Annotated in this window: 23 protein-coding genes, 2 tRNA genes and 1 pseudogene; 18 read left to right on the top strand and 8 right to left on the bottom strand. The window is 66.9% G+C overall.

Annotated features, from left to right (window positions below; genetic code table 11):
* Positions 1-48 precede the first annotated feature (48 nt).
* Positions 49-1,254 carry a L,D-transpeptidase gene (locus D0C15_RS17850; protein ID WP_116046724.1) on the bottom strand — a complete coding sequence of 402 codons (1,206 nt, stop codon included), beginning with the start codon at positions 1,252-1,254 and terminating at the stop codon, positions 49-51.
* A 200-nt stretch (positions 1,255-1,454) separates the two neighbouring features.
* Here D0C15_RS17850 and D0C15_RS17845 point away from each other — a divergent pair.
* Positions 1,455-1,527, top strand: a tRNA-Lys gene (locus tag D0C15_RS17845).
* A gap of 80 nt (positions 1,528-1,607) precedes the next feature.
* Here the strand turns inward: D0C15_RS17845 and D0C15_RS17840 are convergent.
* On the bottom strand, positions 1,608-1,844 hold the full coding sequence (locus tag D0C15_RS17840; protein WP_116046722.1) for a hypothetical protein: 237 nt from the start codon (positions 1,842-1,844) through the stop codon (positions 1,608-1,610).
* A gap of 262 nt (positions 1,845-2,106) precedes the next feature.
* Positions 2,107-2,955, bottom strand: a pseudogene (gene ku / locus D0C15_RS17835) (non-homologous end joining protein Ku); the annotation flags it as partial.
* A gap of 357 nt (positions 2,956-3,312) precedes the next feature.
* Between ku and D0C15_RS17830 the strand changes: the two are divergent.
* Positions 3,313-5,154, top strand: coding sequence for an AMP-dependent synthetase/ligase (locus D0C15_RS17830; protein WP_116046716.1), 1,842 nt, complete (start codon positions 3,313-3,315; stop codon positions 5,152-5,154).
* Positions 5,155-5,209: 55 nt separating this feature from the next.
* Here D0C15_RS17830 and D0C15_RS17825 read toward each other — a convergent pair whose 3' ends face one another.
* On the bottom strand, positions 5,210-6,097 hold the full coding sequence (locus D0C15_RS17825) for an SDR family NAD(P)-dependent oxidoreductase (RefSeq protein ID WP_116046714.1): 888 nt from the start codon (positions 6,095-6,097) through the stop codon (positions 5,210-5,212).
* A 534-nt stretch (positions 6,098-6,631) separates the two neighbouring features.
* Here D0C15_RS17825 and D0C15_RS17820 point away from each other — a divergent pair.
* From D0C15_RS17820 to D0C15_RS17800, 5 genes are all read left to right on the top strand, one after another.
* Positions 6,632-7,819 (top strand): MFS transporter, encoded by a 1,188-nt coding sequence (locus D0C15_RS17820; RefSeq protein WP_116046786.1) that lies wholly within the window; start codon positions 6,632-6,634, stop codon positions 7,817-7,819.
* A 558-nt stretch (positions 7,820-8,377) separates the two neighbouring features.
* Positions 8,378-9,793: a GGDEF domain-containing protein gene (locus D0C15_RS17815; protein ID WP_245975919.1), complete on the top strand. Its 1,416-nt coding sequence runs from the start codon at positions 8,378-8,380 to the stop codon at positions 9,791-9,793.
* Between the two features lie 163 nt (positions 9,794-9,956).
* On the top strand, positions 9,957-12,158 hold the full coding sequence (locus D0C15_RS17810; RefSeq protein ID WP_245975918.1) for a phospholipase: 2,202 nt from the start codon (positions 9,957-9,959) through the stop codon (positions 12,156-12,158).
* Between the two features lie 132 nt (positions 12,159-12,290).
* Positions 12,291-14,078, top strand: coding sequence for an LCP family glycopolymer transferase (locus D0C15_RS17805; RefSeq protein WP_116046712.1), 1,788 nt, complete (start codon positions 12,291-12,293; stop codon positions 14,076-14,078).
* 208 nt (positions 14,079-14,286) lie between these two features.
* On the top strand, positions 14,287-14,769 hold the full coding sequence (locus D0C15_RS17800) for a helix-turn-helix domain-containing protein (protein WP_116046710.1): 483 nt from the start codon (positions 14,287-14,289) through the stop codon (positions 14,767-14,769).
* Positions 14,770-14,890: 121 nt separating this feature from the next.
* Here D0C15_RS17800 and D0C15_RS17795 read toward each other — a convergent pair whose 3' ends face one another.
* Complete coding sequence (locus tag D0C15_RS17795) at positions 14,891-16,417, bottom strand: flavin-containing monooxygenase (RefSeq protein WP_116046708.1); 1,527 nt, start codon at positions 16,415-16,417, stop codon at positions 14,891-14,893.
* Between the two features lie 132 nt (positions 16,418-16,549).
* Between D0C15_RS17795 and D0C15_RS17790 the strand changes: the two genes are divergently transcribed.
* Both D0C15_RS17790 and D0C15_RS17785 read left to right on the top strand, forming a co-directional pair.
* Entirely contained in the window at positions 16,550-17,131 is a 582-nt protein-coding gene (locus D0C15_RS17790) for a TetR/AcrR family transcriptional regulator (RefSeq protein ID WP_116046705.1), read from the top strand.
* Between the two features lie 192 nt (positions 17,132-17,323).
* Positions 17,324-17,818 carry a hypothetical protein gene (locus tag D0C15_RS17785; protein ID WP_116046777.1) on the top strand — a complete coding sequence of 165 codons (495 nt, stop codon included), beginning with the start codon at positions 17,324-17,326 and terminating at the stop codon, positions 17,816-17,818.
* Positions 17,819-17,836: 18 nt separating this feature from the next.
* On the opposite strand, the gene D0C15_RS17780 is transcribed toward D0C15_RS17785, so the two are convergent.
* On the bottom strand, positions 17,837-18,058 hold the full coding sequence (locus D0C15_RS17780) for a DUF3618 domain-containing protein (RefSeq protein ID WP_116046703.1): 222 nt from the start codon (positions 18,056-18,058) through the stop codon (positions 17,837-17,839).
* 137 nt (positions 18,059-18,195) lie between these two features.
* On the opposite strand from D0C15_RS17780, the gene D0C15_RS17775 reads away from it, so the two are divergent.
* The 7 genes from D0C15_RS17775 (at position 18,196) to D0C15_RS17750 (ending at position 22,382) form a co-directional block, all read left to right on the top strand.
* Positions 18,196-18,269 (top strand) — tRNA-Leu (locus tag D0C15_RS17775).
* A gap of 130 nt (positions 18,270-18,399) precedes the next feature.
* Positions 18,400-19,026, top strand: coding sequence for a TetR/AcrR family transcriptional regulator (locus tag D0C15_RS17770; RefSeq protein WP_211323242.1), 627 nt, complete (start codon positions 18,400-18,402; stop codon positions 19,024-19,026).
* Between the two features lie 89 nt (positions 19,027-19,115).
* The gene (locus D0C15_RS34160; RefSeq protein ID WP_162830116.1) at positions 19,116-19,259 is read left to right on the top strand and encodes a hypothetical protein; all 144 of its coding nucleotides are present in this window, start codon (positions 19,116-19,118) and stop codon (positions 19,257-19,259) included.
* A gap of 8 nt (positions 19,260-19,267) precedes the next feature.
* Positions 19,268-20,863, top strand: coding sequence for an FAD-binding oxidoreductase (locus D0C15_RS17765; protein ID WP_116046773.1), 1,596 nt, complete (start codon positions 19,268-19,270; stop codon positions 20,861-20,863).
* Between the two features lie 88 nt (positions 20,864-20,951).
* Positions 20,952-21,323 (top strand): ArsR/SmtB family transcription factor, encoded by a 372-nt coding sequence (locus tag D0C15_RS17760; RefSeq protein ID WP_116046701.1) that lies wholly within the window; start codon positions 20,952-20,954, stop codon positions 21,321-21,323.
* On the top strand, positions 21,320-21,808 hold the full coding sequence (locus D0C15_RS17755; RefSeq protein ID WP_116046698.1) for an SRPBCC family protein: 489 nt from the start codon (positions 21,320-21,322) through the stop codon (positions 21,806-21,808). The genes D0C15_RS17760 and D0C15_RS17755 overlap by 4 nt, the downstream gene beginning before the upstream one ends.
* 10 nt (positions 21,809-21,818) lie before the next feature.
* A complete protein-coding gene (locus D0C15_RS17750; RefSeq protein ID WP_116046770.1) occupies positions 21,819-22,382 on the top strand; it encodes a maleylpyruvate isomerase family mycothiol-dependent enzyme in 564 nt (187 codons plus the stop codon).
* 96 nt (positions 22,383-22,478) lie between these two features.
* Here D0C15_RS17750 and D0C15_RS17745 read toward each other — a convergent pair whose 3' ends face one another.
* Positions 22,479-23,078 carry a dihydrofolate reductase family protein gene (locus D0C15_RS17745; protein ID WP_116046695.1) on the bottom strand — a complete coding sequence of 200 codons (600 nt, stop codon included), beginning with the start codon at positions 23,076-23,078 and terminating at the stop codon, positions 22,479-22,481.
* Positions 23,075-23,914, bottom strand: a complete 840-nt coding sequence (locus tag D0C15_RS17740; RefSeq protein ID WP_116046693.1) for a metalloregulator ArsR/SmtB family transcription factor — start codon at positions 23,912-23,914, stop codon at positions 23,075-23,077. The genes D0C15_RS17745 and D0C15_RS17740 overlap by 4 nt, the downstream gene beginning before the upstream one ends.
* A gap of 216 nt (positions 23,915-24,130) precedes the next feature.
* Here D0C15_RS17740 and D0C15_RS17735 point away from each other — a divergent pair, with 216 nt between their 5' ends.
* A complete protein-coding gene (locus D0C15_RS17735) occupies positions 24,131-25,408 on the top strand; it encodes a choice-of-anchor B family protein (protein WP_116046691.1) in 1,278 nt (425 codons plus the stop codon).
* A gap of 388 nt (positions 25,409-25,796) precedes the next feature.
* On the top strand, positions 25,797-26,108 hold the full coding sequence (locus D0C15_RS17730) for a hypothetical protein (protein ID WP_245975917.1): 312 nt from the start codon (positions 25,797-25,799) through the stop codon (positions 26,106-26,108).
* The last annotated feature ends 9 nt before the right edge of the window (positions 26,109-26,117 follow it).

Here is a 26,117-nt window from a genome sequence, read left to right as displayed (position 1 = left end):
GGGAACGTCTCGGGTGGTGCGGGGGCGGCGTGCCGGACGGCTTTGGGACTAGTTGGACTGGGTGGGGGTCTTCCAGGCTTTCCAGGGCATCTGCCAGACGCTCCAGCCGTCCGTTGGCTCCAGGTCCGGGCCGCCGCTGTTCTTCACCGTGATGATGTCGCCAGGCCGCGAGGTCTCCATCAGCCAGGCCGCGTTCTCGGTCGAGAGGTTGATGCAGCCATGACTGACGTTGCTGTTGCCCTGCTGGCCGAGGGACCAGGGTGCCGAGTGGTAGAAGATGCCACTGTTCGACATCCGCACCGCGTACTCCGTGTAGGTCCGGTAACCCGCGTCGGAGTCGGCCGGCACCCCGTACGTACTGGAGTCCATTGTGTAGCCCCGGTGCTCGCTCATCACCGTGTACGTACCCGAGGGCGTCGGACTGGACGGCTTGCCCATGGAAAGCGGCATCGTCTTAACCACCTTGTCGTTCACCGACACGGTCATCTCGTGACTGCCCCCATCGGCGACCACCACCACCTTGTCGCCGACCGTGAATTTCGCCGACCTGTCCTCCATGCCGAACGTGCCGTCACCGAGGTCGACGCCGTAGATCCCGGCATCCACCGTCACCTTGGTGCCCGGCTTCCAGTAGTCCTTGGGCCGCCAGGTCACCGACTGATCGCCGAACCAGTGGAACGCGCCCTCGGTCTTCGGCTCGGCAACGACACGTAATGCGTCCTCGGCCGCCGCCCTATCCGTGATCGAACCCGTGAACGTGAAGATCAACGGCATTCCGACGCCGACCTTCTGGTCATCGCCAACGTTCAGCGACACGTTCACCCGCCGGTTGGGCGTGGCGGTGGTGAAGGTCGAACTGGCCGTAACCGGCTTACCGTCGGCATTCACCGCCTCGGCCGTCAACGTGTACGTCTTGCCATAGCCCAGCTTCTCCGAAGTGGACCAGCCCGAGCCGTCCTCTTCCTTCGCACCCTTCACCACCGTGTCGTCCGCCCCGATCAAGCTCACCTCGGTGAGTTCACCGTCGTCGACGGACACCGTCACGGGCCGTCCAGGGGCGAAGTCGTCGACCGAATCCTTCGGGCTCAACTCCAGCGACGCGGGCTTCGCCGCAGGCGTGGTCGAGACCTCAGCCACTTTCGAGGGAACGTCCGCCCCGCTGGCCGTGCAACCCCCCACCAGCAGCCCGCCTGCTACCAGCAACAATGCCCATCGAGTCCCCAGCCACGGCTTCCGCCGGCCCCGACACGCCATGAATAGAACCACCGTTTCGTGTGAAATTCCCCGAATGCGGTCCAGTGTGCCCGAACCGAGGGACCCGGTGGGCAGGTATGCCAACTCGTTGTATGCGCGTAGCCGGGGGTGCTCGCGAAGCCCCGCAGACCCCTGTGTTAATGTTTTCCTCGTCGCCGAGCGAGCCACGGACCAGCGCGGTAATCACGGCAGACATCTTCGCGCCATTAGCTCAATTGGCAGAGCAGCTGGCTCTTAACCAGCGGGTTCGGGGTTCGAGTCCCTGATGGCGCACCGAAAAACCGCAGGCGGACCTTCCGGTCCGCCTGCGGTTTTGTTTTGTCCGGAACCGTGCCGTGCGGCGGGTTTCGCGGTCAGGAAGCCAGAGAGAAACCGTCCTGCTGCTCCGACCGCACACACTCGCAGTCCGGGGTCTCGTCCGCACAGTTCAGCCGAAGCGAGTGACGGGCCGGATCCCAATCGGAGCAGTCCTGCTTCGTGCAGTCCGCGGCACCGTCCTCGTGCACGATCAGCGTGCCGTGGCAGTGCTCGAGCTCTGCTGTGCAGTCCGCGCACGCCACCTCGACGATGACAGATCCAGTGAAGGCCATGTGGCCCGTGATATCACGGGCGGCCGACGTTCCCCGTTCATGGAAGCGGCGTGTCGCCGAATCGCCGGAAATCCGCCCGCTACGCGCTCTTCGGCCTGCGAGCCGGCGTCTTGCGCGTGGTGGGCTTCTGCGCCGCCGACTTGGCCGAATCGGTGCTCCTGCCGCGACCGCCCTGCCCGGAACGGGCGGTGGACTTGGCCTGCGCGTCACTCGCGTCCACCTTGCGCGGCTTCGCCGTCTTCGCGTCCTCCGCCGGCTTGCGAGCGGTCTTCCGACCTCCCGAAGCAGCGGAACCCGAGGTACTTCCCGATCGCGCAGGAGACTTGGTGGCACGAGGCTTCCTGGTCGCGCTGATACTTGCCTGCAGCGCCGACATGAGATCCACCACCTGCGCCTCCCCCTTGCGGTCCGGCCCCGGCTTCGTGGTGTCCTTCCCGGCGACCTTGGCATCGATGAGTTCCCGCAGCGCCTGCTGATAGCTGTCCTGGTACTGGTCCGGCTCGAAGACGTCCTCGGTCATCGAATCGATCAGTGACCCGGCCATCGCCAGCTCCTGGTCGCGAACCTGCGGCGGGTCGTCGAGGAATCCGAAGTCCGGGGTCCGCACCTCCTCGGGCCACAACAAGGTGGAGAGCACCAGCACGTCGGCATAGACACGCAGCAGCGCCAGCGACTCCCGCTGCCGCAGGGTCACCTTGACCAAGGCCACTCGCCCGGACTTCCCGAGCGCATCGCGCAACAGGACGTAGGGCTTGATCGCCGCCTTCTGCGGTTCGATGAAGTAACTACGGTCGTAGGAGATCGGGTCGATCGCCTCCAACGGAAGAAACTCGAGCACGTCGATCGACTTCGACGAAGAAACAGGTACGTCGGCGAGGTCTTCGTCGGTGAGCACGACCATCGACCCGTCATCGAGTTCGTAGCCCTTCGCGACCTCGGCGTAGGGCACCTCCTGCCCGTCGATCGAGCAGACACGCTTGTACTGCACCCGGCCGCCGTCCTCGGCGTGCACCTGCCGGAAGCTGATCGACTTGCCCTCAGTGGCCGCGTACAGGTGGATCGGGATCGACACCAACCCGAACGAGACCGTGCCCTTCCACATCGACCGCATCAGCCCCGCACCTCCGTGCGTCGACGACCGCAAGTGTGATCGAGACTACCTGCCGATCCGGCAACGGGAAAGCCTGCCGATTGCGGTACCGAGGGCGTCTGCCCAGCTCAGCCGGGGTGCCCGCACAACGAGCGACGCGGCCATCGGTCAGCTCGGCCTACCGGCCGCGCTTCGGCCCCTGCTTCGATAAGTTAACGACGAGTCGCATGGTGACAGCCACACCCTTCACGGAAGGGCTCACCGAATTGGCAGCTCAACCCGTTGGTCCTTGGCCGACGCTGACCAGATCGAACACTCCCTTCCGCATTTGTTAACTAGGATTTACTGTATCGGCGTGCCGATCCGAGGAGGCCAGCGTTGACCACCCAGCAATCCGTCCTGAGCGAGACCGAAGGCAAGACCATCCCCTCCCTCTTGCACCGCAACGCCACCGAGTTCGCCGACCTGCCTGCCCTCACTTCGTTGGACGCGCCAGGAGAACCCACCCTGACCTGGGCCGAACTCCGGTCCGAGATCGCGGCGGTGGCCAGGGGCCTCGCCGATCTCGGCCTGAGCGCGGGCCAACGGATGCTGATCATGGCCTCGAGCCGGCCCGAGCATTTCGTCGCCGACCTGGCCGCCACCCATCTCTCGGTGATCTCCTGCACCGCGTACTCGACCCTGAGTAGCTCGCAGATCTCGTTCGTGGCACGGCACAGCTCCGCGCCGGTCGCGGTACTGGAAGGTGCGGCCGAACTGGAGCGCTGGCTCCCGGTGCTGGACGAACTGCCGGACCTGCGCCACGTGGTGGTGCTGAACGCCGAGGACGTCCCAGAGGGCGACGATCGGTTCGTGAGCATCGCCGACGTACGGGCACGGGGCGCCGAACTGCACGCGGCCGACCCGGAGGTGTTCGAGTCCGCGGCCGCGAGCATCAAGCCGGACGACCCGCTGTCGATGATCTACACCTCCGGCACCACAGGCGACCCAAAGGGGGTCGTGTTGTCGCACCGCAACGCCATCCACGAGGGCCTCGCGGTACACCGGCTGCACGGCACGCCCCTGCATATGACCAACATCGCCTACCTCCCGCTCGCCCATATCGCCGAGCGGGAGCTGTCGATCTACATCCCGATCATCTTCGCCGGTCACGTGCACACCCTGGCGGACCCGAAGAACGCGGTCAGCGCGCTCGGCAGGGTCCGGCCGCAGAGCTTCTTCGGCGTCCCACGGGTGTGGGAGAAGATGACGGCAGGGCTGAAGAACATGCTCGCCGGGGCACCGGAGGACCGTCGGACCGCGCTCACCGAGGCGAACCAGTTGCTCCAGGAGGGCTACAAACTGCGCAGTGCGGGCAAGGAAGTGCCCGCCGATCTCGCCGAGCGGATCGAGCAGGCGGACCGTGAGGTACTCGCCCCGGTCAGGCAACTTCTCGGCCTGGACAACCTGCTGCTCGCCGCGAGCGGAGCGGCAGCGCTTCCGGTGGAGGTGCTGTACTTCATCGCCGGGCTGGGTGTCGAGATCGAAGAGGTGTGGGGGCTCTCGGAGACCACGGGCGCCGCGACCTCCAACACGGCGAGCGCGTTCAAGGCCGGAACGGTCGGCAGACCGCTGGCCGATATCGAGGTCTCCCTCGCCGAGGACGGGGAACTGCTGGTCAGGGGGCCGATCGTGTTCCTCGGCTATCTGCAGGCGGACGGCACGATCGAACCCGCCACCGACGCCGACGGCTGGTTCGCGACCGGCGACATCGGCACGATCGACGACGACGGATACGTGACGATCACCGACCGCAAGAAGGAACTGATCATCACCTCCGGAGGCAAGAACATCGCGCCCACCCGGATCGAGGGGCTACTGAAGGAACATCCCCTCGTCGGCCAAGCAGTGGCGATCGGCGACGACCGTCCCTACATCACCGCGCTCATCGTGCTGGACGACGAGATCGCCCCCGGCTGGGCAGCCGCAAAGGGCATCGAGGAATCCGACGTCGGCGAACTCGCCGAGCATCCCGAGGTGCGAGCCGAGATCGACAGGGCCGTCGAGGCGGCGAACTCCCGGCTGGCCCGAGTGGAGCAGATCAAGCGTTATCACCTGCTGCCGCGGGCATGGACCCCGGAGACCGGCGAGGTGACGCCGACACTCAAGCTCAAGCGCAGGGTGATCAACGACCGCTACGGGCCCGACATCAGGGCACTGTACGACGCCGCACGCGAGTGACCTCAGCCCTGACCCGGGGTGTGCCCGCACCGATGCCGGTGCGGGCACACCCCGGTCAGGCGGCGCCTTCCGTCCACTTGCGCAACCGGGGCGGTACCCGTTTCTCCAGGCCGTACGGCTCGAGATGGGCACTGAACACCTCGTCGAAGGCCCGCTGGATGTCGGCGGTGTCCCACACCTGCCGTTCCAGGATGGGCGCCTTCAAATACGGGTGACCCACGATGTGCAACTGTGGGCCCGTACACCGGATCAACTGGCCCGTGATGCCCTGCGCGTCCGGGCCGAGCAGGTACATCACCAGTGGCGCGACACGCGACGGCGTGCGGTCCGGCGGGCAGTTGCGCAATGAGCGCTCCGACTTCCAGACCATCCGGGTGTGCGCGAGCGGGCATACGGCATTGACCCGGATACCCGCCTCCTCCATGTCCAGCGCCCAGGAGTAGGTCAGTGACGCCACCGCGCCCTTGGTCGCCGAGTAGGTGCCGAGCTTGCGCTGACCGAGCGATGCGCCGGAGGAGATGTTCACTATGGAGCCGCCCCGCCCGAATGCGACCATGGCGCGCGCGGCAGCCATACCCGTGTAGATGACACCCAGAAGGTTCACCTCCACGATTTCCCTGACCTGTTCGGGTGTCTCCTCCCAGGGGAACGCCTCGTAGTTCAGTCCGGCATTGTTGACCAGCCCGTCGATCCCGCCGAACTCGGCTACACACAGATCGACGATCGCCTGTGCCTGCTCCGGCTCGGTCACCGTGTGCCCGCTGGCCACCGCGCGCCCGCCGTGCTCGCGGATGTTGGCGGCCGTCCGCTCCGCGAGATCCGCGTCTATGTCGTTGACGACCACGGCGGCACCAGCCTGCGCGGCGTGCGTGGCGAACGCCTCGCCCAGGCCGCGGCCCGCGCCGGTCACTACCACCGCTTTGCGTTCTAGCAGCATGTCCATCGTCCCTACTCCCAACGCCAGCCCCGACTCAGCTCCCGTAGCTCACTGCCGCTGGCCCTGCAGCCAGTGTTGGGTACCCACGTGTTCCCCCGAACAGACCCGCGCCGAACGGTCCATCCACTGCGCCGAACGAGGGACGGCTGATCGGTCCGGGAAACCGCGCGACAGGTCGGACCGCGTACCGTGCGCACCGGTCGCCGCACCGGGAACGGCCCGTCACCGACTTTCTACGGGGTGCGGGCGGCGCAGTCCCGGCACCCGTTGGTCGGATTCGGGCCAGGTTCCCTGTTCGTCTCCGCGTAGCCGGCGGCATACTTTACGTTGTCATTGTCGTCGCAACCGGTGACGATGACGCTTGCCGTTTCAGCACGAGCAGCGGCAGTGAACAGTGACAGGGCGTCTGAGAACAGCGGATTGCGAGGTCATGGTGATCCGTGTGGCTCGGCCGTTGAAGTCCCGCTATCGAGGAGCAATGACACCATCGGCCGACGGGGGACAGGTGGCGAGACGGTGACGACCAGGACCGCGCCCCGGGTGACCGCGCCACTCGGGAACCGCGAGTTCCGAGCGCTGTGGGCCGCCGAGGCGCAGTCCGTGGTGGGAGACCAGCTCACCACCGTCGCACTGGCCATCATGGTCTTCGACCGCACCGGCTCCGCACTGTGGGCCGCGCTCGTCTATGCCCTGACGTTCCTGCCCGCGCTGGCGGGCGGGCTGGGACTCGCGCAGCTCGCCGACCGCTATCCCCGGCGAACCATCCTGTGGGTCACCGCCGCGATGCAGGCGGTGCTGGTGGGGCTGATGGCGATCCCCGGTTCACCGATCGCGCTGCTGTGCGTGCTGATCGTGTTCGCCCGGCTGGCCGGGGCACCTTCCAACGCCGCACAGAACGCACTCACCCGGGAGGTGTTCACCGACGACGAGATGTATCTGCGCAGCCAGGACCTGCGCGGAATCACCACCAATACGGCGATGCTCGTCGGTCTCGGCGGCGGCGGCCTGCTCGTCTCGCTGGTCGGACCGTCCTACGCGCTGGCCGCCGACGCGATGACCTTCGCCGTCGCGGCCGTGCTTATTCGCTTGTGCGTGCGGTGGCGTCCGGCCGCGGGCAACGGTGGGGACGCATGGTTCGGCGCACTCCGGTGGGTCTTCGGCCAGCGCAGGCTCCGCGTCCTGCTCGCACTGTCCTGGCTGGTCGGTCTCGCGGTGATACCCGAGGGCCTCGCGGCGCCACTGGCCCATGAGATGGGCGCCCCCAGTCAGGCTGTGGGCTGGCTACTGGCCGCTGATCCCCTCGGCTTCATCGCCGGGGTCTTTCTCCTGTCCAGGTACGCATCGGCGGAGGATCGCCGCAGGCTCATGGGCGTACTGGCCATCTGCTCGGTCGCCGCCCTCATCGGCTTCGCGATGCAGCCCACGCTTCCGTTCGCGCTCCTCATCCTCGCGCTCGCGGGTGCCGCGGGCGCCTACATCATCACTGTTGGAGCCACCTTCATCACCTGGGTCCCGAACGAACTCCGTGGCGGGGCGGGTGGCCTCTATCGCACGGGTCTACGGGTGGCACAGGGAGTCGGCGTCGCACTCGGCGGTGTGGTCGCACATCTGATCGGCTCGGCGTCCACAGCGGTCGCCTTCGCCGGCGTCGCGGGTGTCGTCCTCGCCATACCCGTCGCACTCTCGTGGACGCGGGTACGGACAGCGGGCCCGACGGTACCGGGTTGATGATGAACGCGGCGACCGGAACTCCGGCACCACAACGACCTTCCGAGCTTGTCCGCAAAGGTCACCAGTCACGGCTCGACATGGTCCGCCCTCCTTCCGAATCGGAATCCAATCAGTACTGCGTCTTCGGATGTCACCAGTCGCGACTCGACATGTCATGCCTCCTTCCGTTGCCTGTGAAATTCAGAAGTCCACCACTGTTTCAAGATCACCAGTCACGGCTCGACATCGCTTGCCTCCTTACCCAACTCGAAAACGAACTACGTCCACCCAGGAGTCACCAGTCACGGCTCGACATGATCCGCCCTCCTTCCACCGGAGCAAAACCCAACAGAATCCGATCCACACGAAGATCACCAGTCACGGCTCGACACGAGGAACACCTCCGATCGGCACTAGTACATACGCACGAACGATACGGACAGTACAGCCGAGGTCTCGACTACACGACACATCTGATGGAGTGAGATGATACCGGGCGAAGAAAACGAATGGCACTTCAGCGGGTAGCGGAGAGATTACTGATCCCGGCGACGGACCGGTCAAGGAGGTGAAGCGGTGCCGCCCCAACCTCCGGATCGATCACGAACACCGGCAGGGCACGCCGCTTCGCGCCCCGCGCCGCCGGAAGGCAACGGGGTGGCGCCACCGCAGCCAGGCAAGATCAACCAGCGGGACACCCAGCAGGCAGCCACACAGAGTCACCATCCATTCCATCCACGGGAGTGGGCACTGTGGCAACGACCGAAGCGTGTCGTCGTCGCGCTGCTTGCCATGGAAATTCTCGCCGTCGCGGTCTTCGCCATCGCAGTCGCGTACTCGGAAATACCAACCGGAGGCGACTGGATACGATTTGCGATCCTCGCCGCGGGCGCGACGGTCCACATCCAATTGACCCAGCGGCAAGAAGAGCGCCGGCGAAATCGGACCAGAACGGTACTGATCGACCTGACAGCCGTCTGGACTTTTCCCGCAGCGGTAATTTTCCCGGTTCCGCTCACGCTTCTGCTCGTCGCATTGATTCGACTTCAACATTGGTTCATCGCCCGTCGGCCCGCGCACAACTTCGTCTTTTCCTCGGTGGCCCACGGCCTGTCCGGAACATTGGCGCAGCTGACGTTCGTCTCGCTGGCTCCACACAATTGGGGATCGCTCGGCGGACTGGATTCCTTAAGCGAATTCGGCGGACTGGTGCTCGCCGGCCTCGTGTTCGAGGCAGTCCAGATCCTCTACGTCGGCAGCATCCTCGCGTTGAGTTCCTCGACGCGGCCCACGGTGGGCAAGGTGCTGGGCAACAAGGCCGACAACCTGCTCGAGGCCATCACGATCGGCCTCGGTGCGGTCACCGCCGTTCTGCTGGTCATCATGCCTCCGGCCGTGGCGATCATGGCGGTGGTGACCGTGGTGTTCAACCGCCTCGCCGAACTCGACCAGTTGCAGGACGACGTCCGCACCGACTCCAAGACCGGCGCACTCAACATGCGGGGCTGGAACGAACTGGCCGAACGAGGACTCGAACGAGCCCGCAAGTCCGAGGACAATATCGCCCTGCTGATGATCGATCTCGATCACTTCAAGTGGATCAATGACTCGTTCGGGCATCCAGCCGGAGACGATGTGCTACAGGCCGTCGCCGAAGCGCTGCGAGAAGTGACCCGGCCGAGTGACGTTGTCGGCCGGTTCGGCGGCGAAGAATTCCTCATCCTGCTTCCCGACACAGACGAACGGGCGGCCAAACAGGCCGCGGAGCGTGTCCGCAGGGCAATCGCCGATCTGCGGATCGTCACGACCGACAAGCGTGGTAGCCAGACCACGATCAACCGGCGTACCACATCTGTGGGCGTGGCAATTTTTCCGCAGCACGCGGACACCCTGGAAGGGCTCATGCACGCCGCGGACGCCGCCGTTTACGAGGCCAAGGAAGCGGGCCGGAACCAGGTGCAGATGGCCAGCCGGAATGAACACGACAGGTAGCGACTGCCGGTTCTGCCGAGTCACCGGCTTCCCCTGATCTCGCACCACGTTGGTCACGCTCCGCAACCACCTGGGATGCTTGAGCCTGAGCACTCCTTAGAAATCACTGAATCGGGGGTAACCCGGATGCCTATAGTCCCATCGTGCTGAGACCCTGTTGCCTGTGATCACTCCGACACCGCCGGCGTCCGCATCTGTCAGGCGCCCGCTGTGGACTTCGGCCTGGGTTCTCGTCCTGGTCCTCGTCGTCGTCGGTTTCGGATTCGTCGCCTCCCGGTCCGATCCGCCGGAAGCCACCGGGGCTCTGCGGCCCGATGTCGCCCAAGCCCAGCAGGCCATCGGCACACTGCTCTCCCCCGGCGCGACCAGCACGACGCTCGAACTGCTTCCAGCGGACTTCACCCAGGTCACCGGGGTGCAGGCAGGAGAAGCGGTCGCACCGGACCACACCGTCCGCGCGGTGCACGTCGACGGGGGCTGCTCGACCCCGTGGGGGGACGACGGCACCCGCTGGAGCTACGGCACGGCCTGCAAGTCACATGATCTCGGTTACGACCTGCTCCGCTACTCGGCGGCGAAGGGGCAACCACTGGGACCGGAGCTGCGCCAGGCAGTCGACGATCGGCTCTCCGCCGACATGCACGCGATGTGCCGGATCAACCCACAGGGCTCCGCGACCCTCTGCGGCGCGGTCGCCTCGGTCTTCTCGGCCGGTCTCGTCATCAACTCCTGGCATCAACGATGGGGTCCGCCGGTCGGCGAACCGGTGGGGCCGATGCTCGCGGGCGTCGCGATGATCGGCTTCCTGCTGATCTTCCGGTTGCGGGGCTGGTTGCACGTGCGCAAGGTGGCCCCGGCGCGCGGGGCAAGCACTCCCGCCATCGCACGCTCCAGTCCTCAGGGAAGCTGGACCCCGCTCGCCGTGGCCGCCGTCGCCTTGCTGGTACTCGGCGAATCAGCGGTGGCGCTGGCCCGCTGGACCGGCGTGGACGACGCCTGGCTTTGGCCGCTCACCTGGCTCACCCAGCTGGCCTTCCTGTTCTTCTTCGCGGGTGGTCGCGCCAACGCGGCGGGGTGGCGCGACATCGTCGGGGCAGGTGGCGGCTACCGGGAGTACCTCGGTCATCGGGCGGGCTGGCTGCTGCGCCCCGCCCTGGTCTTCGCGGTCGTCGCCTTCGCGGTACCCATGGCCCTCGAGCTGCTCGGGATCCCGCCGAACACGACGGGCACGGTGATGCGCATCGCACTGCATCCGCTGTGGCTGCTCGGCGTCTACCTGCTGACGGTGGTTGTGACACCGATCATGCTGGCGCTGCATCGTCGCGCGCCAGTGCCCCTGTTGGCACTCACGACCGGATCGGTCCTGGCACTCGGGATCGGTGCGGGGACCACGGATTCCGTGCTGCCCAGCTATGCGGGCGCGATCGGACTCGCACTCCTGGCCCAGCAACTCGGCTTCGCCCATTCCGACGGCCTCCTGTCCAGGCGTGTGCTGACCGGCGTCGGCGTGGCCGCGGGCAGCGGACTGGTCGTGCTGACCGCGGCCGGGGCACTTCCCCTCCTGCTACTCGGGACGCCGGGCACCGCGCCTCCGTTGGCCGGACCGACGCTGGCCGTGCTGCTACTCGGTCTGGCTCACCTCGGCCTGCTGACCGTGCTGACACGACCACTGCGGGCGCTGGGAGCGCGTGCCCCGCTCGTCAGGGCGACCGATTTCGCACTGCGTGCCCCCATGAGCCTCTACCTCTGCTTCCTGACCGCCATGCTGCTGCTGATCGCCGTCGTCTACCTTCCCGAGCAACTTGGCAACGGCGTCGGGTGGGTGCTGCGTCCGCGGTCGCTGATGGCGCTGGCGATGCTGGCGGGGCCCGGTGCTGTCGTGTTCTGGTGGTTCGAGCGGCACGCGCAGCCGCACGGTATGCCCCGGCTCGTGCCCGGCCCGGCCAACCGGCTCGACATCCTGCTCGGCAGGGCTGCCGCCTGGCTGGGGTTCGGCTACGCGATCGTCGGCGTGTTCGGTTTCGCGCTCTCCAGCTTCGGTGGCTCGGGGGACGCGACGCTGCTCGGCCTGGGACTCGATCCCATCCAGAGTGTGCTGCACCTGCTGCTCGGCGTATCGCTGCTGCACACCGTGCGTACCGGTGCCAGTGCCATGCCGGCGACCTGGGTACTGAGCACGCTGGCCTGCGTGCCCCCGCTACTGGCCGCCACCTCGGGCCCGAACACCGACACCCTCGGACTCCTGGTGCACGGCTCGACCGGGGTTTTCGCCACCGCCGCGGTGATCGCTACGGTGGTGAGTACGTGGCGACCGAGCCGCGCGCCCGTGGCCAGTACCGGAGGTAACAACAGCGCCCATCGGTAAGTGGGGTGGACCACAACCCCAGGGCCGTATGCCAGGCTACGGCAACCTCCGGCAACGGTCGGACGTCCAATCCAGAGGCCAGGCGTGAACTGTGTCCGCGGCAACGGGCACCTGACGAAGGGAGCTGCCGGCGTGGAGTACCCGCCGCGCGACGGTTCCGGGGACCGGCGTCCCCGGAGGCCGTGGCAGGAGGGCGCGACCGGCAGCCGCGCCACCCCGCCGCCGGCGGGCGGCAGGCCCCAGCGCCCCCAGCCGCCGCAGGGACGCGGCCGTGCCGCGGACGGCCCGGCAGACAGGCCTTCGCGCCAGGGTGCGGCGGCAAGCCCGCGCACACCTGCCCAGCGACCGCCCCAGTCCCGTCCGGCCGGTCGTCCGCGCCCAGTCCCCCCGCCGCCGCGCAGGAGGGGGCCCGGCAGGGGCGCGAAAATCGCGGTAGCGGTCGTGTCCTTACTGGTCATGAGCCTCACGGGCTACGGATGGGCCGCCATGCAGGGGCTCGTCAGCGGCCTCACGATGACCGACGTGATCGCGGAGGGCGCAGGCGGGGAAAAGCCGGCCGACGGGGCACGGGACATCCTGCTGGTCGGAATGGACAGCCGCACGGACGCACAGGGCAATCCACTGTCCGAGGAACTGCTCGCGCAACTGCGCGCCGGTGTCGCCGACGGGGAACTGAACACCGACTCGCTGATCTTCGTACACATCCCGAACGACGGCAGCAAGGCAGTGGCCGTATCGCTGCCTCGCGACTCCTATGTGGATATACCGGGGTACGGCAAGCACAAGATCAATTCGGCGTACGCGCGCGCGAAGATCGAGGAACGCTCCCGGCTCGAGGCCGAGGGTGTGACCGACCCGAAGGAACTCGAGGTCCGGAGCAACCAGGCAGGCGCGAAAACCCTGGTGTCCACGGTGGAACAGCTGACCGGTTCCACAATCGACAACTACGCCTCCATCAATCTTCTCGGGTTTTTCGAGATCACGAAGGCGATCGGCGGAGTCGAGGTCTGCCTCAACCAGGCCACGAAGGACCGGTACTCCGGCGCCGATTTCGAGGCAGGCAGGCAGACCATCTCCGGCTTCGACGCACTGGCCTTCGTCCGGCAGCGGCATGGGTTGCTCCGTGGGGATCTGGACCGTGTCGTGCGGCAGCAGGTCTTCATGGCGGGGCTGGCGAAGAAGGTGCTCTCCGCGGGCACACTCGCTGATCCCGGCAAGCTGAACGAACTGGTCGGCGCCATCAAGAAGTCGGTCGTGCTGAACCAGGGCTGGGACATTCTCGGCTTCGCGCAGCAGATGAAGGGCCTCACCGGAGGGCAGATCGAGTTCCGCACGATCCCAACGGTCAACATCGAGTACCAGACCCCCAATGACGGCACCGCCATCCAGGTCGACCCGGCTCAGGTGGAGGACTTCATCCAGGGGCTCGCCGGCCCGCAGGAGCAGCCCGGTGCCGGCGCGCCGGAGAAGCAGCAGGACCTGCCTGCCAAGTCCACCATCACGGTCGACGTGCAGAACGGGACGAACCAGACCGGCCTGGCCGCGAGCGTCTCGCAGTCACTGACCGAGCAGGGCTTCGCCGAGGGCGAGACCGGCAACGCGGCGACGCCACAGGAGACCTCGGTCGTGCGGGTGCCGCCGGGTGCGCAGGGCGTCGGCCAGCAGGTCGCCGACTCACTCGGCGACGGTGTCGCCGTCGAGGAGGACAGTTCCGTACCCGCCGGTCACGCCACGGTGGTGCTCGGCGCCGATTACTCGGGCTCCTCGAGCGGGCAGTCCACCGGATCCGGCTCCGGCAACACGGGCGGCGCAGGCGCGGCTGGCGGACCCGCGGCCGCCCAGGCCGACGGAACCGGCTCGCCGAACCCCGAGGACGAGAAGCCGCCGATCACGGCCGACGGCGTTCCCTGCGTCAACTGACCCGTCCGGGCGCTCGGGCAGCACCCCTTCGGCCCCCTCGCGTTACTCCATTCGGGGGCACTGTGGGCACAGCCGACAAACAGTCGGGCGAAACCGCGTAATGAGCGGCCTGCCAGCGGCTTTCATCCACGTGAAGGAGACTCGCATTCACCCGGCCGGGCGACGGCAGGAGTGCGATACGACGCGTGGTGCAGGCAGGGGACGACGAGTGCGTATTGATGCGGAGGCATACCAGCGTGCGCTCGGCGAGGAGTTGCGCAAGGTCCGCAAGCGGCGGGGGTGGACGCGAAAGGAGCTGAACGAGCGGTTGCAGAGCGAGATCTCCCTGCAGACGCTAGCCACCTACGAGCTGGGGACGCGGCAGTGCTCCGTCGTCCGGCTGGTGGAGCTGTGCATCGCGATGGAGGAGACACCGCAGGATCTACTGGAACGTGTGCATCGCCGGGTCTTCACCGACGAACCCGGTCGGGTCCGAGTGGCCCTCGCCGCGGTGATCGGGGATGACCAGCCGGAGTTGCAGCCCCTCCGCCGCTGGTGTCAGGACCGGCTGCGCCAAGCGGGGGGCGCACAGGCGGATGTTCAGCTGGACCGGCAAGCGATCGAGTGGCTGGCCGAACTGTGTGGCATGCCCGTCGCGGAGCTGATCTCTCGCCTCGATGGCCTAGCCAGCGGCACGAACCAGCCCACCTGACCCCGCCGACACCCCCAACCTCGCACTTTCCCGGGAAAGCGCGAGTCATTGGCGTCGGCGCCGCAGGTCGGCGGCGCCCGGTGCCGCGCTTTCCCGGGAAAGTGCGAATCTGGGGTGGACGTCAGGTCGTGGGGACGCTGGGGCGCTCGCTGTCCTGCGCGACATCTCCGGAGGTCGCCGTGCCGATCAGCGAGTACTCACTGGTGTCGACCTTGCGCGTCTCCAGCCAGTAGCGCCAGGTGAAGCCCGGCCAAACCGTGCGGTTGACCCCCTTGGCGTCCAGATACCAGCTCTTGCAGCCGCCCTGGGTCCAGATGCCCTTGGCCAGCTTGCGCTGGATGTCGGAGTTGAACTGCGCCTGTGAGTCGGGGCGCGCCTCGATCCCGCCTGCCCCGGCCGACTCCACCAGCCGCATCGCCTCGCCGACGTAGCGAATCTGCGACTCGATCATGAACACGACCGAGTTGTGCCCCAGACCGGTGTTCGGGCCGAGCAGGAAGAACAGGTTGGGGAATCCGGCGACGGTGATCCCCTTGTGGGTCTGCATGCCCTCGGTGGCCCACTCCTTGCCGAGGTTGCGGCCGTCCCTGCCGACGACCTCGAGGTTGTCGAAGGCGTCGGTCACGTGGAACCCGGTGCCGAAGATGATCGCGTCGACCTCCCGCTCGACCCCCGCCGAGTCGACGATGCTGTGCTCCCTGACCTCGGCGACGCCATCGGTCACCACATCGACGTTCTCCCGATTGAGCGCAGGATAGAAGTCGTTGGAGATGAGCACGCGCTTACAGCCCATCGTGTAGTCGGGCGTCAGCTTGGCCCGCAACTGCGGGTCCTTGATGTTCTTGTCGATGTTCCACTTGGCGATCTTCTGCCCGAGCTTCATCACGCCGGGGTGACCGTTGAAACCGATCGCCCGAACCTCAAGCATCCAGTACAGGGCGTTGCGGTACATCCGCTGGGCACCCGGCAGCCTGTTGAACAGCTTCTTCGTCCACTCGGGCATCTCGTGGTCCGGCTTCGGCATGATCCACGGCGGGGTTCGCTGGAACAGCGTCAGCTCTCGCACGTCCTTCGCGATCTGCGGGACGAACTGAATCGCGCTGGCGCCGGTACCCACCACGGCGACCTTCTTGTCGCGCAGGTCGTAGTCGTGCTCCCACTCCGCGGAGTGGAACTTGCGCCCCTGGAACCGCTCGAGTCCTGGCAGTTGCGGGATCTGCGGGATGTGCAGCGCACCCATGCCGGAGACGAGGAACCGTCCGACGAACTCGTCACCTGAGGCGGTCGCGACGTGCCAGCGACCCTCGTCCTCGTCCCAGCGCGCACCGGTCATCTCCTGGCCGAAACGGACGTACCGGTAGAGGTCGTACTTCTTCGCGACCCCACGCATGTAGTCCCAGATCTCCGGTTGCGGGGAGAACGACCGCGACCAGTTCGGGTTCTGCTCGAAGGAGAACGAGTACATATGCGACTGGATGTCGCAGGCGCAGCCGGGGTAGGTGTTGTCCCGCCAGGTACCGCCGACGTCCTGGGCCTTCTCGAGGATCACGAAGTCCTCGCGACCCTCCTTGCGGAGCTGGATCGCCATGCCGAGCCCGGAGAACCCGGTCCCGACGATGATCACACCAGCTTCGGTGCGCTTGCCCATCTACTCGTCCTCCAAGTCCAGCCTACTGTTACCCGAAGTCCATCTTACTCGGAGTAGGTTACTTCCGGTAGACTCAATTTTGTGACAACTTCCTCGAGTTCCAGCGCGACGACCGCAACCCGGCGCAAGCGCATGCCCAGGGCCGAACGTGAGAAGCAGATGATCGAGATCGCCGAGGCGGTGTTCTCCGAGCGTGGGTATGCGGCGGCGTCGATGGACGAGATCGCCGAGCGTGTGGGCGTGTCGAAGCCGATGCTCTACGAGTACTTCAACTCGAAAGAGGGACTGCTACTCGCCTGCATCCGCGAGTCCAGGGCGGCGTTGCGGAGTGTGACCGAACAGGCAGTTGCCGGGGCTGAATCCGCCGAACAGGCGATGCACAAGGGTCTACATGCGTTCTTCGTCTTCATCCGGGAGCGCCGGCAGGCCTGGTCGCTGCTACGCCACGAGATGGTGCTGATCGGCACGCCCGCCGCCGAAGAGATCGAGGCCACGAGGCAGCAGCAAACGGATCTGATCGGCGCCCTGATGAGCGGGTATTTCGAGACCTCGGCTCCGTTGCAGGTAGAGGCCGCGGCGGAGTTCGTCGTCGGCGCCTGTGAACGCCTGGCCATCTGGTGCGAGCGACATGAGGACGTTTCGCCCGACGTCGTCACCGGCTACGCGATGGACATCCTCTGGGATGGGCTGCGTGCTCGCGCGAAGGCCTGGTAGACGGAAAGTAATCGTCTACTCTCCGTAATCTCTGACACATTGTCGTATTGCCGCACTCCCCCAGTCCGATACAGAATTCAACGAGAAGACTCAATGGGTGCACACGATCGTGTGGTGCCCGTGATCGGCGTCATGACACTGCGGTGGCTCGGTCTCACCTGTGGATGGCGTTGTGAATGGAGGGCTGGACCGATGGCACAAGCGATCACGGCGATGTACGCGCAGGACAACGACGACTGGTCGATCACGGTGGCCGGACTCGGCGAGGAGCTGACCGCGAGGGCACCGGGGATCATCGCCGCACGGGACCGCGTCGACCAGCTGGTGGAGCAGCTGGTCAACGAGGACAAGGGCGCCACGGTCGTGCACCTGTTGAACGGCAGCGCACTCGAGTTCACCTCGGCATACATGACCGCACGCCTCACGCGGTCCACGACCGAGCCCGGCACGGCGCAGGAGGCGAAGCCGGAATCCGATTCCGAAGCCGCGGAGGTCCCGGCGCAGGACAGGACCGAAAGCGACGCCCGGGACACGGAAGCATCCTCGAAATCCCGCAAGCCGTCCGTACCGACGAAGGAGCTGGCCAAGAGCCCCGACGAGGACAAGGTGCCCTCGGGCAAGAACGCGAAGTCTGGCGCCAAGGGCGGAAACGCTCAGCGGAACAGCCGCCGCAAGGTCACTCGCTGACGCCGACGGAGCCTGGTATCAGCGCAGGAGCTTGCGCACCAGCAGCAGCCCGACCAGTACACCCGCACCGATCAGCGGGTACTTGACCTTCGGCTGTTCGAGGGTGCTCTGCAGGCTGAACTTCGCACTGTCCGCCAGCCGCTTGGGGCTCGCCTTCGTGCCGAGTTCGTCCAGCGTGGACGCCAGCGCGTCCCTGGCCTTCTCGATCTCGCGCTCGATGGTGTCCGGATCGCGGGCCACGTGTCCTCCTCGCCAAGCATGCCCTCGCAGGCTGCGCGGTTGCGGCTTCAGGGAGCCAACCGTAGATGACGCGAGCTCGCCGGGTCGCGTGGGCACGCCGAAGCGCGTCCAACCCGTGGCGCTAAGCTCTGGATGCCGGGCCCGTAGCCCAATTGGCAGAGGCACATGGTTTAGGTCCATGCCAGTGAGGGTTCGAGTCCCTCCGGGCCCACAAGTACCGTCTCAACAGCAGCGGAGCTGATTCACGCCAGCGCCTGTGGCGTACCTCCGTTCGCAGCGTCCACAGCTCGTCGTGCACACCGCCCTAATTAACTGCCTGGTAAATTGCAGTTGCGTCAAGGATGTCGAAGCGCCAGGGAAGCGAGGGCTGGGGCGTGGTGAGCACTGCTGGCACCAAAGGCGTTCCCCGCGCGGAGCGGGAGGCGCAGATCCTCGATGTCGCCGCCAAGGAGATCGGCCGGGTGGGCTTTGCGGGACTGTCGCTCGGCGTGGTGGCTGCCCGCTCGGGCGTGTCCAAGCCGCTGGTGTATGCCTACTTCGAGTCCAAGGACGGCTTGTACGTGGCGTGCGTGCGGCGCGCGGCGCGCGTGCTGGGCGATGCGATCGAGGAAGCGATCAGCGGGCCGGCGACGCTCGCGATGGCCGAGCGCACGCTGCAGGCCATCTTCACGGCACTCGAGTCGCGTCCGCATGACTGGAACGTCGTACACGACCGCTCGCATCCCAGTGACGGTCCGGCGGCCGCCGCGGCACATTCCGCGCGGGAGCGCATCGCCGAGCAGGGCGAGCGCGGGGTCGGCACGTTTCTCGCCGGGCAGGGCCTGACCGATCCGGACGATCAATCCGCCCTCACCGCCGCCTGGACCGGCGCCGTGACGGCCCTGGTCGACTGGTGGATGCACCACCCGGCCGAAACCGCCGCCGCGATGACGGCACGCTGCAAGCGCCTCGTCGCCGCACTCGCCTGACCGCGTCCAATAGCGAAACCGGTAAGGCCTCACTTGACCGCTTAATTGACGTCGAAGTAACTTACGGCATGGTCAATTAGGGAGGCTTGATGCTGCCGGAGATCTGGCACCAGATCAACATCCCCTTGCTTGTGGCCGTACTCGCGGCCACCGCGATCACCATGGGGCTCGGCCTCGGCAGCTGGTCGCTGGATCACGCTCTCGGGTTGGACCTGCGGGGGATGAGGGAGTGATGGCGTCGATGACGAACGGTAGGTCATGGTGGGGATGGGGCTCGGACACCGACGCGCTGACCGCGGCGGAGTCCGACGCGCTCGTCACTCGGGTTGCCGGGTTGCTGCCGGAGCACGACTTCACCGACCACGAGCCCCCGGATCCGCGGTCGCTGGGGCTGGCGGACTCCCGGCTGACTCCACCCGGCCCGCTGACGCGGCTGTGTTCGGCCGATCCGGTGGATCGTCTCGGACACGCCCGTGGCAAGGCTTTCCGTGATGTGGTGCGCAACCTGCACGGCAACATCGACCACGTTCCGGACCTGGTGGCGCGGCCGCGCACCGAGCAGGACGTGGTGGATCTGCTCGACTGGTGCGGCGCGGAGTCCGTCCCGCTGATCCCCTACGGCGGGGGAAGCTCGGTCGTCGGCGGGGTGGAGCCGCGATTCGACCGGGCCGCGGTCACGCTCGACCTGCGACACCTCGATCAGGTCGTCGAGATCGACCGGACGAGCCGCGCCGCTCGGATTCAGGCCGGGGTGTACGGGCCGCACCTGGAAGATCAGTTGCGCCCGCACGGGCTAACCCTGCGCCACTTCCCGCAGTCCTTCGCCTACTCCACCCTCGGTGGCTGGCTGGCCACCAGGGCGGGCGGGCACTTCGCCACGTTGTACACCCACATCGACGACCTCACCCAGTCGATGCGCGTCGTCACGCCCGGCGGGATCAGCCAGTCGCGGCGGTTGCCCGGTTCCGGCGCCGGACCATCGCCGGACCGGCTGTTCCTCGGTTCAGAGGGCATCCTCGGGATCATCACCGAAGCCTGGATGCGGCTGCAGGAACGGCCGCGCTGGCAGATCACCGCCTCGGTCGGGTTCGCCAACTACGGCAACGCGGTCACCGCGGTACGCGCGATCGCGCAGTCGGGGCTCTACCCGGCCAACTGCCGCCTGCTCGACGCCTCGGAGGCGTTCGTCAACGCAGGCACCGCCGTCCAGGGCGGGCTGCTGGTGCTCGCGTTCGAGTCCGCCGACCACCCGGTGCAACCCTGGCTGGACCGGGCCCTGGAGATCACCGCCGAGTTCGGCGGTACGACCCTCAGCACCAGCCGCCGGGACCAGCCGAGCGGCAGCGCTTCCCGTGGCGCGGCCGGGGCCTGGCGCTCCTCCTTCCTCCGGATGCCCTACCAGCGTGATGCACTGGCGCGGCGTTCCATGGTCGTCGAGACCTTCGAGACCGCCTGCACCTGGGACCGATTCGACTCCTTCCACGCCGCCGTCACCTCCGCCGCACAGCAGGCCGTCACGGCGATCTGCGGCGCGGGGGTAGTGACCTGCCGGTTCACCCACGTCTACCCCGACGGCCCGGCCCCGTACTACAGCGTGTACGGCCCGGGCCGGTGGGGCAGCACCGTGGCCCAGTGGGACGAGATCAAGGCAGCGGTCGCCAACGCCATCCTCGCGGCCGGCGGCACCATCACCCATCACCACGCCGTCGGCCGGGACCACCGGCCCTGGTACGACAGGCAGCGCCCGGACGTCTTCGCCGCCGCGCTCGCCGGGGCCAAGAAGAACCTGGACCCTTACCGCATCCTCAACCCCGGAGTGCTGCTGCCGGAGATGTAGTGGCGTCGACGGTCTTTCTCAACCAACTGGTTGACAACGCCGGAACAACAGCCTAACTTCTTACTCAACCAAGGAGTTGAGGACGAAAGTGGACGAGAGTACGGAGCAGCAGCTCAATCTGGTGTTCGCGGCACTGGCCGACCCGACGCGGCGCGATCTCGTGGCCCGGCTGGCCGGCGCCGACGCGACCGTGGGCGAACTGGCGGGGCCGTACGACATGAGCCTCCAGGCGGTCTCCAAGCACGTGAAAGTGCTCGAGGAGGCCGGGCTGGTGACTCGCAGCAGGGACGCCCAGCGCCGACCGGTGCATCTGGACGCGGAGGTGTTCGACCTGATGACGAAGTGGATCGAGCGCTACCGCAGAGAGGCCGAGCAGCGCTACCGCCGCCTCGACGCGCTGCTGGGCCGCATGACCGACGACAACGACCAGAAGCACACTCACAGGAGGGACGCATCATGAACACGACCAAGCACGAGACCGAGATCCTGGCGGACGAGAAGATCCCGACCATCGAGATCATCCGCGAGTTCGACGCGGCTCCCGAGCAACTCTTCCGCGCCCACGTCGACCCCGAGCTCTACGCGCAGTGGGTCGGCCCGCGCTCGTTGACCACGAGGGTCACCAAATGGGACGCCCGCACGGGCGGCGCCTGGGCCTTCGCCAACGATCGGGACGGCGAGGAGATCGCCTCCTTCTACGGCAGCTTCCACGAGGTGCGGACGAACGAGCGGATCGTATGGACCTTTACCTACGAGGGCATGCCCGACGGTGTCGCGCTGGAGACGCTGACCTTCGAGGAACTCGAGGGCGGGCGAACGAGGTTGCGGGTGTTGAGCGTGGTGCAGGATTTCGAGTCCCGCGCCGCCATGCTGTCCAGTGGCATGGATGTCGGGGTCACCGAGGGGTTCGAGAAGCTGGACGAGTTGCTCGCCAAGGGCGTCTGAGATGACGTCCATGCCCAGGAGCCCTGCCGAGCAGCATGCGTACGACGCGGCCCGGTTCACCGGGCTCGTCGAGTCCGCCGCGGCCGGCGACTGGGCCCGACCCAGCCCGGTCGCGGAGTGGAGGGCCCTCGACATCGTTCGGCATCTGATCGAATGGTCCCGCGGCTTCCTGCGTGGTGCGGGGATAGAGCTTTCGGCCCTGGACGTCGACGCTGATCCGGCCGCCGCCTGGAAACAGCACGTCGCCGACATCCAGGCCATCCTCGACGAGCCCGCTGGGCGCGTGCTCAGCAACCCACACACCGGCGACAAGCCCGTGGACGAGGCGATCGACCAGTTCTACACCGCCGACATCTGGATGCACTCCTGGGATCTCGCCAAGGCGCTCGGCCGCGAGCCCGACCTTGGCCCCCAGCGCTGCCGCGCCGCACTGGCGGCCATGGAGCCGGTCGAGCAGATGCTGCGCGACAGCGGGCAGTTCGGAACCGCTGTACCGGTCGCCGGCGATGCTTCCGCGCAGGACAAGTTGATGGCCTTCATCGGTCGCGACCCAGCCTGGCAACCCCAGCGCTGAGCAATCGGTAGCCCCGGCGAAGACGTTGCCCCGCAGGGGTCGCGCCTCGAAGGGGCTACCGATCGGGCTCGGTGTCCACAAGCGACACCGAGCCCGTCAGCGTGCGCGGTCGTAGACCATGGCCATCTCGCCCAGCTCACCGGTCTCCTGGAGTGCGAGCGTCCACTTCGACGCGGGCAGGCCGTCCTCGAACAGGCGCTGCCCACCTCCGGCGATCTCGGGGTTGATCATGAGGTACAGCCGGTCGAGCAGGTCCACCGAGAGGAGTGCCTTGATGACGCTCGCGCTGTTGTTGACCAGAATGTCGCCCTCGCCGGTGTTCTTGAGACCGGTGACGACGTCCGCCACGGGGCCCTTCACCACTCGGGTGCGTTCCCACGGTGGCTCGGTGAGGGTGGTCGAGAGGACCACCTTTTCCGTGCCCACCAACCACTTCGCGTAGCCGCGATCACGTGGATCGGCGTTCTCGTCCTCGGCGACCGACGGCCAGAACCCCATGAACCCCTCGGCATTGAGCCTGCCGAGCAACGCTGTCGTCGCCGACTGCCAGATGCGGTCCAGGTGGCGTCGCGCGACCTCGGTGGTCGCATACGGGATGATCGCGCTCAGATCGCCGGGCCCGCCGGAGCCGTTGTAACGCCCGTCGAGGGTTAGGTTGATGTTCGCGGTCACTCTGCGGGCGGTCGAGTTGTTCATGACGGTGATTCCTTTCCCTTGGCCACTGCCGCCGTATTGCTTCGGGATGCGCCGACGGCGCGGGCGAGGTTGCCGAGCACCTGTCCCCAGCCGGTTTCGATCCCGGCGATGCAGGGGACGGCCTCGACCGTCGTTTCGGTGATGCGTAGGTCGAGCCGCAGCCGGGTGCCGTTCGGAGTCGCGGTGAGTCTCAGGTCGTAGTGACCGCTGAACGAGACCGTCCCCGCCGCGTCCAGCACCGAAAGGTCGAACACGAGGCGCTCGGGTTCCTTCGCGGCGTGGACCTTTCCTTCGGAGCGGTACCGTCCTTCCGCGTCGCGGTACTCGAGAACGGCGCGCCCGTCCGCCCGCGGTTCGAGAGCGCAGTCGGTGACCGTCATCGACGGCGGTGCCCACCAGGACGCCAGCAGGTCCGGGTCGACCCAATGCCGCCAGACCACGTCCCGGGGAGCCGCCAGCAGGCGCTCGAACGAGAACGTGCGCCCGTCTGCCCACCGCTCGCGGTCCGCGACCGCGGATTCCGCTTCGATGGCAGCGCGGTAACGCGCGATGACGTCCCGCTCGCCCGCGTGCGCCTCGGCGGTCTCGACCAGTTCCCGCAGCCTGCGCGCGAGAGCAGCCAGTGGTCCCGTCTCGACCGCGTAGACACGACGTTGTCCGAGCGGGAAGACGGTGACGAGACCGGCGCGAGCGAGGGTCTGGAGGTGTTTTGTCGTCTGCGGCTGCCGTAACCCGGTCAACTCGGCCAGCTCACCCACGGACCGGGGACGCTCGGCGAGCAGTTCCACGATGCGCCACCGCGCGGCGTCCCCCAGCACTGATGCGATCCGCTCCATCCGCCAAGCATTCACCTCAAAGAATATTCTTGTCAAGGAATACTTTGGTGCTCGGCGACAGCAGCGAGTCCCGGACGGTCAAGCGCTGGACACCTTCCCGTTGCGCGGTAGTAACCGCGTGTCCCCCAGATAGCCGCTTGTGATGTGTCCGTTCACCGTATTGGGTGACGGGGCACAAACTGGACAACCCCGAAATTCCGGAACACCGGAGGGCAGATGAAAGCGAAACTCGCTACCGCGACGATTGCGCTGATGACGGCGGGGATCTTCGGCGCGCCACTGGCCTGGGCACACGAACAGGCCTACGACCAGGTCTCACCGCCGACCATGGAGGAACGGCAGTCGGAACTCACAGCGGCACCGGAGGGCCAGGCGAAATGTGTGGACGGCCTCGCGGCTGACACCTACGCCTGTGACGGCATCGACATGCTCGACCACTTGTGGCTCGAAGACCTCGGACTGAGCTTCGCCAACGACATGTGGGGCTGGACCGACCCGGCGACCGACAAGGACTACGCCATCATCGGCGGCACCGAGGGCACGGTGTTCGTGGACATCAGCACTCCGACGGACGCCACCGTGGTCGGCATACTGCCTGCGCACGTGCTGGATCCGCAGCGGCCGTTCTGGCGTGACATCAAGGTGTACGACAACCACGCGTTCGTTGTGTCCGAACAGAACCCGCACGGCATGCAGGTCTTCGACCTGACCCGGCTGCGCGACGAGACCGGTACGTTCACAGAGGACGCGCACTATCCCGGGTTCGGCAATGCGCACAACATCAACATCAACGAGGACAGCGGTTTCGCCTACGTGATCGGCACCAACACGTGCGCGGGCGGTCTGCACATGATCGACATCTCGACCCCGGCCGCCCCGGCCTTCGCAGGCTGTTTCGCCACCCACGGCTACATTCACGACACGCAGTGCGTTACCTACGCCGGTCCGGACCCGGACTACGCGGGCCGGGAGATCTGCGTCAACTCCAACGCCGCGAGGGACGGGCACTTCGTGTCCATTGTGGATGTCACGAACAAGCTGCTGCCCACGCCGGTCGCCCGCATGTCCTACCCGGACAGCGGGTACAGCCACCAGGGTTGGTTCACCCCGGATCAGCGGTACTTCCTGCACGGTGACGAACTCGACGAGCAGGCCCACGGGATCAACACCAGAACCCGGATCTGGGACATGACCGATCTCGACAACCCGCAGCACATCGGCTCGTTCGACAACGACACCACCTCGATCGACCACAACATCTACACCGAGCGCAGGCTCGCCTACATGTCGAACTACACGTCCGGCCTTCGCGTTTACCACACAGGCAAGGTCCACGAGGGCGAACTCAAGGAGGTCGCCTACTTCGACATGTACCCGGAGAACGACAACGCGACGTTCGAGGGCGGCACCTGGAGCAACTACCCGTACTTCAAACGGGACGTCGTCGGTGTCAGCACCATGGACAGGGGGCTGTTCATCCTGAAACTCAAGTAACCGGCATCTGCATGACCCAAGGCGCTTCACCGCCGGATCGACTCACCGGCGGTGAAGCGCCTGCCGTTTGGGTGACCACGCAACCGGCCTCGCGGACCGCCACCGGCTGTACGCCGTGGCGCACTCGGACCTGAACGCAGCGTCCGAGCGGTCCAGCACGAGGGGCCGGCCTGTGCTCCCACTGCCGGTACCCGGCGACCGCGCACCAGGCGATGATGGGCAGTACCCGGGGCGTTCGCCCGCAGGAGCGGGCGCGCGTCATCCGTTACGACACCGCCACCCGGCTGGACTTCCCCTCATGCGACCGAAGGTGTGACGATGAGCTACGAGATGGTCGAGTGCCCCCTGTGTCACGGATCCGGGTTGGCACCCAACCGGAAGGACGCCTGTGGCAACTGCGGAGGGCTCGGACAGGTACCCGGGCGCCGAGTGTGAGCTGTGCCAGGGCACCGGCACGATGTCCTGGCAGCAACCGACACCTTCCGGTGTACTGCGAACGATCGAGATGCCTTGCCCGAACGGTTGCGGCGGGCACTGGAAGCATCCGAACGCCGAGCGCGGCAGGGCCGTCGACCAGGCCGACGACCGCCCCGCACGGGTGCGGGGTCAGGCCGACGAAGCCAATCGGATCGGCGCCGAGTTCATCGCGGGCGCACTGCGCAAGTGGGGCGCTCAGCATCCGGAAACGCGCGAGGGATAGCCGCGGCTG

The organism is Amycolatopsis palatopharyngis (assembly GCF_003385185.1).
Lineage (GTDB): Bacteria > Actinomycetota > Actinomycetes > Mycobacteriales > Pseudonocardiaceae > Amycolatopsis > Amycolatopsis palatopharyngis.
This window is presented reverse-complemented; position numbering and strand designations above follow the sequence as displayed.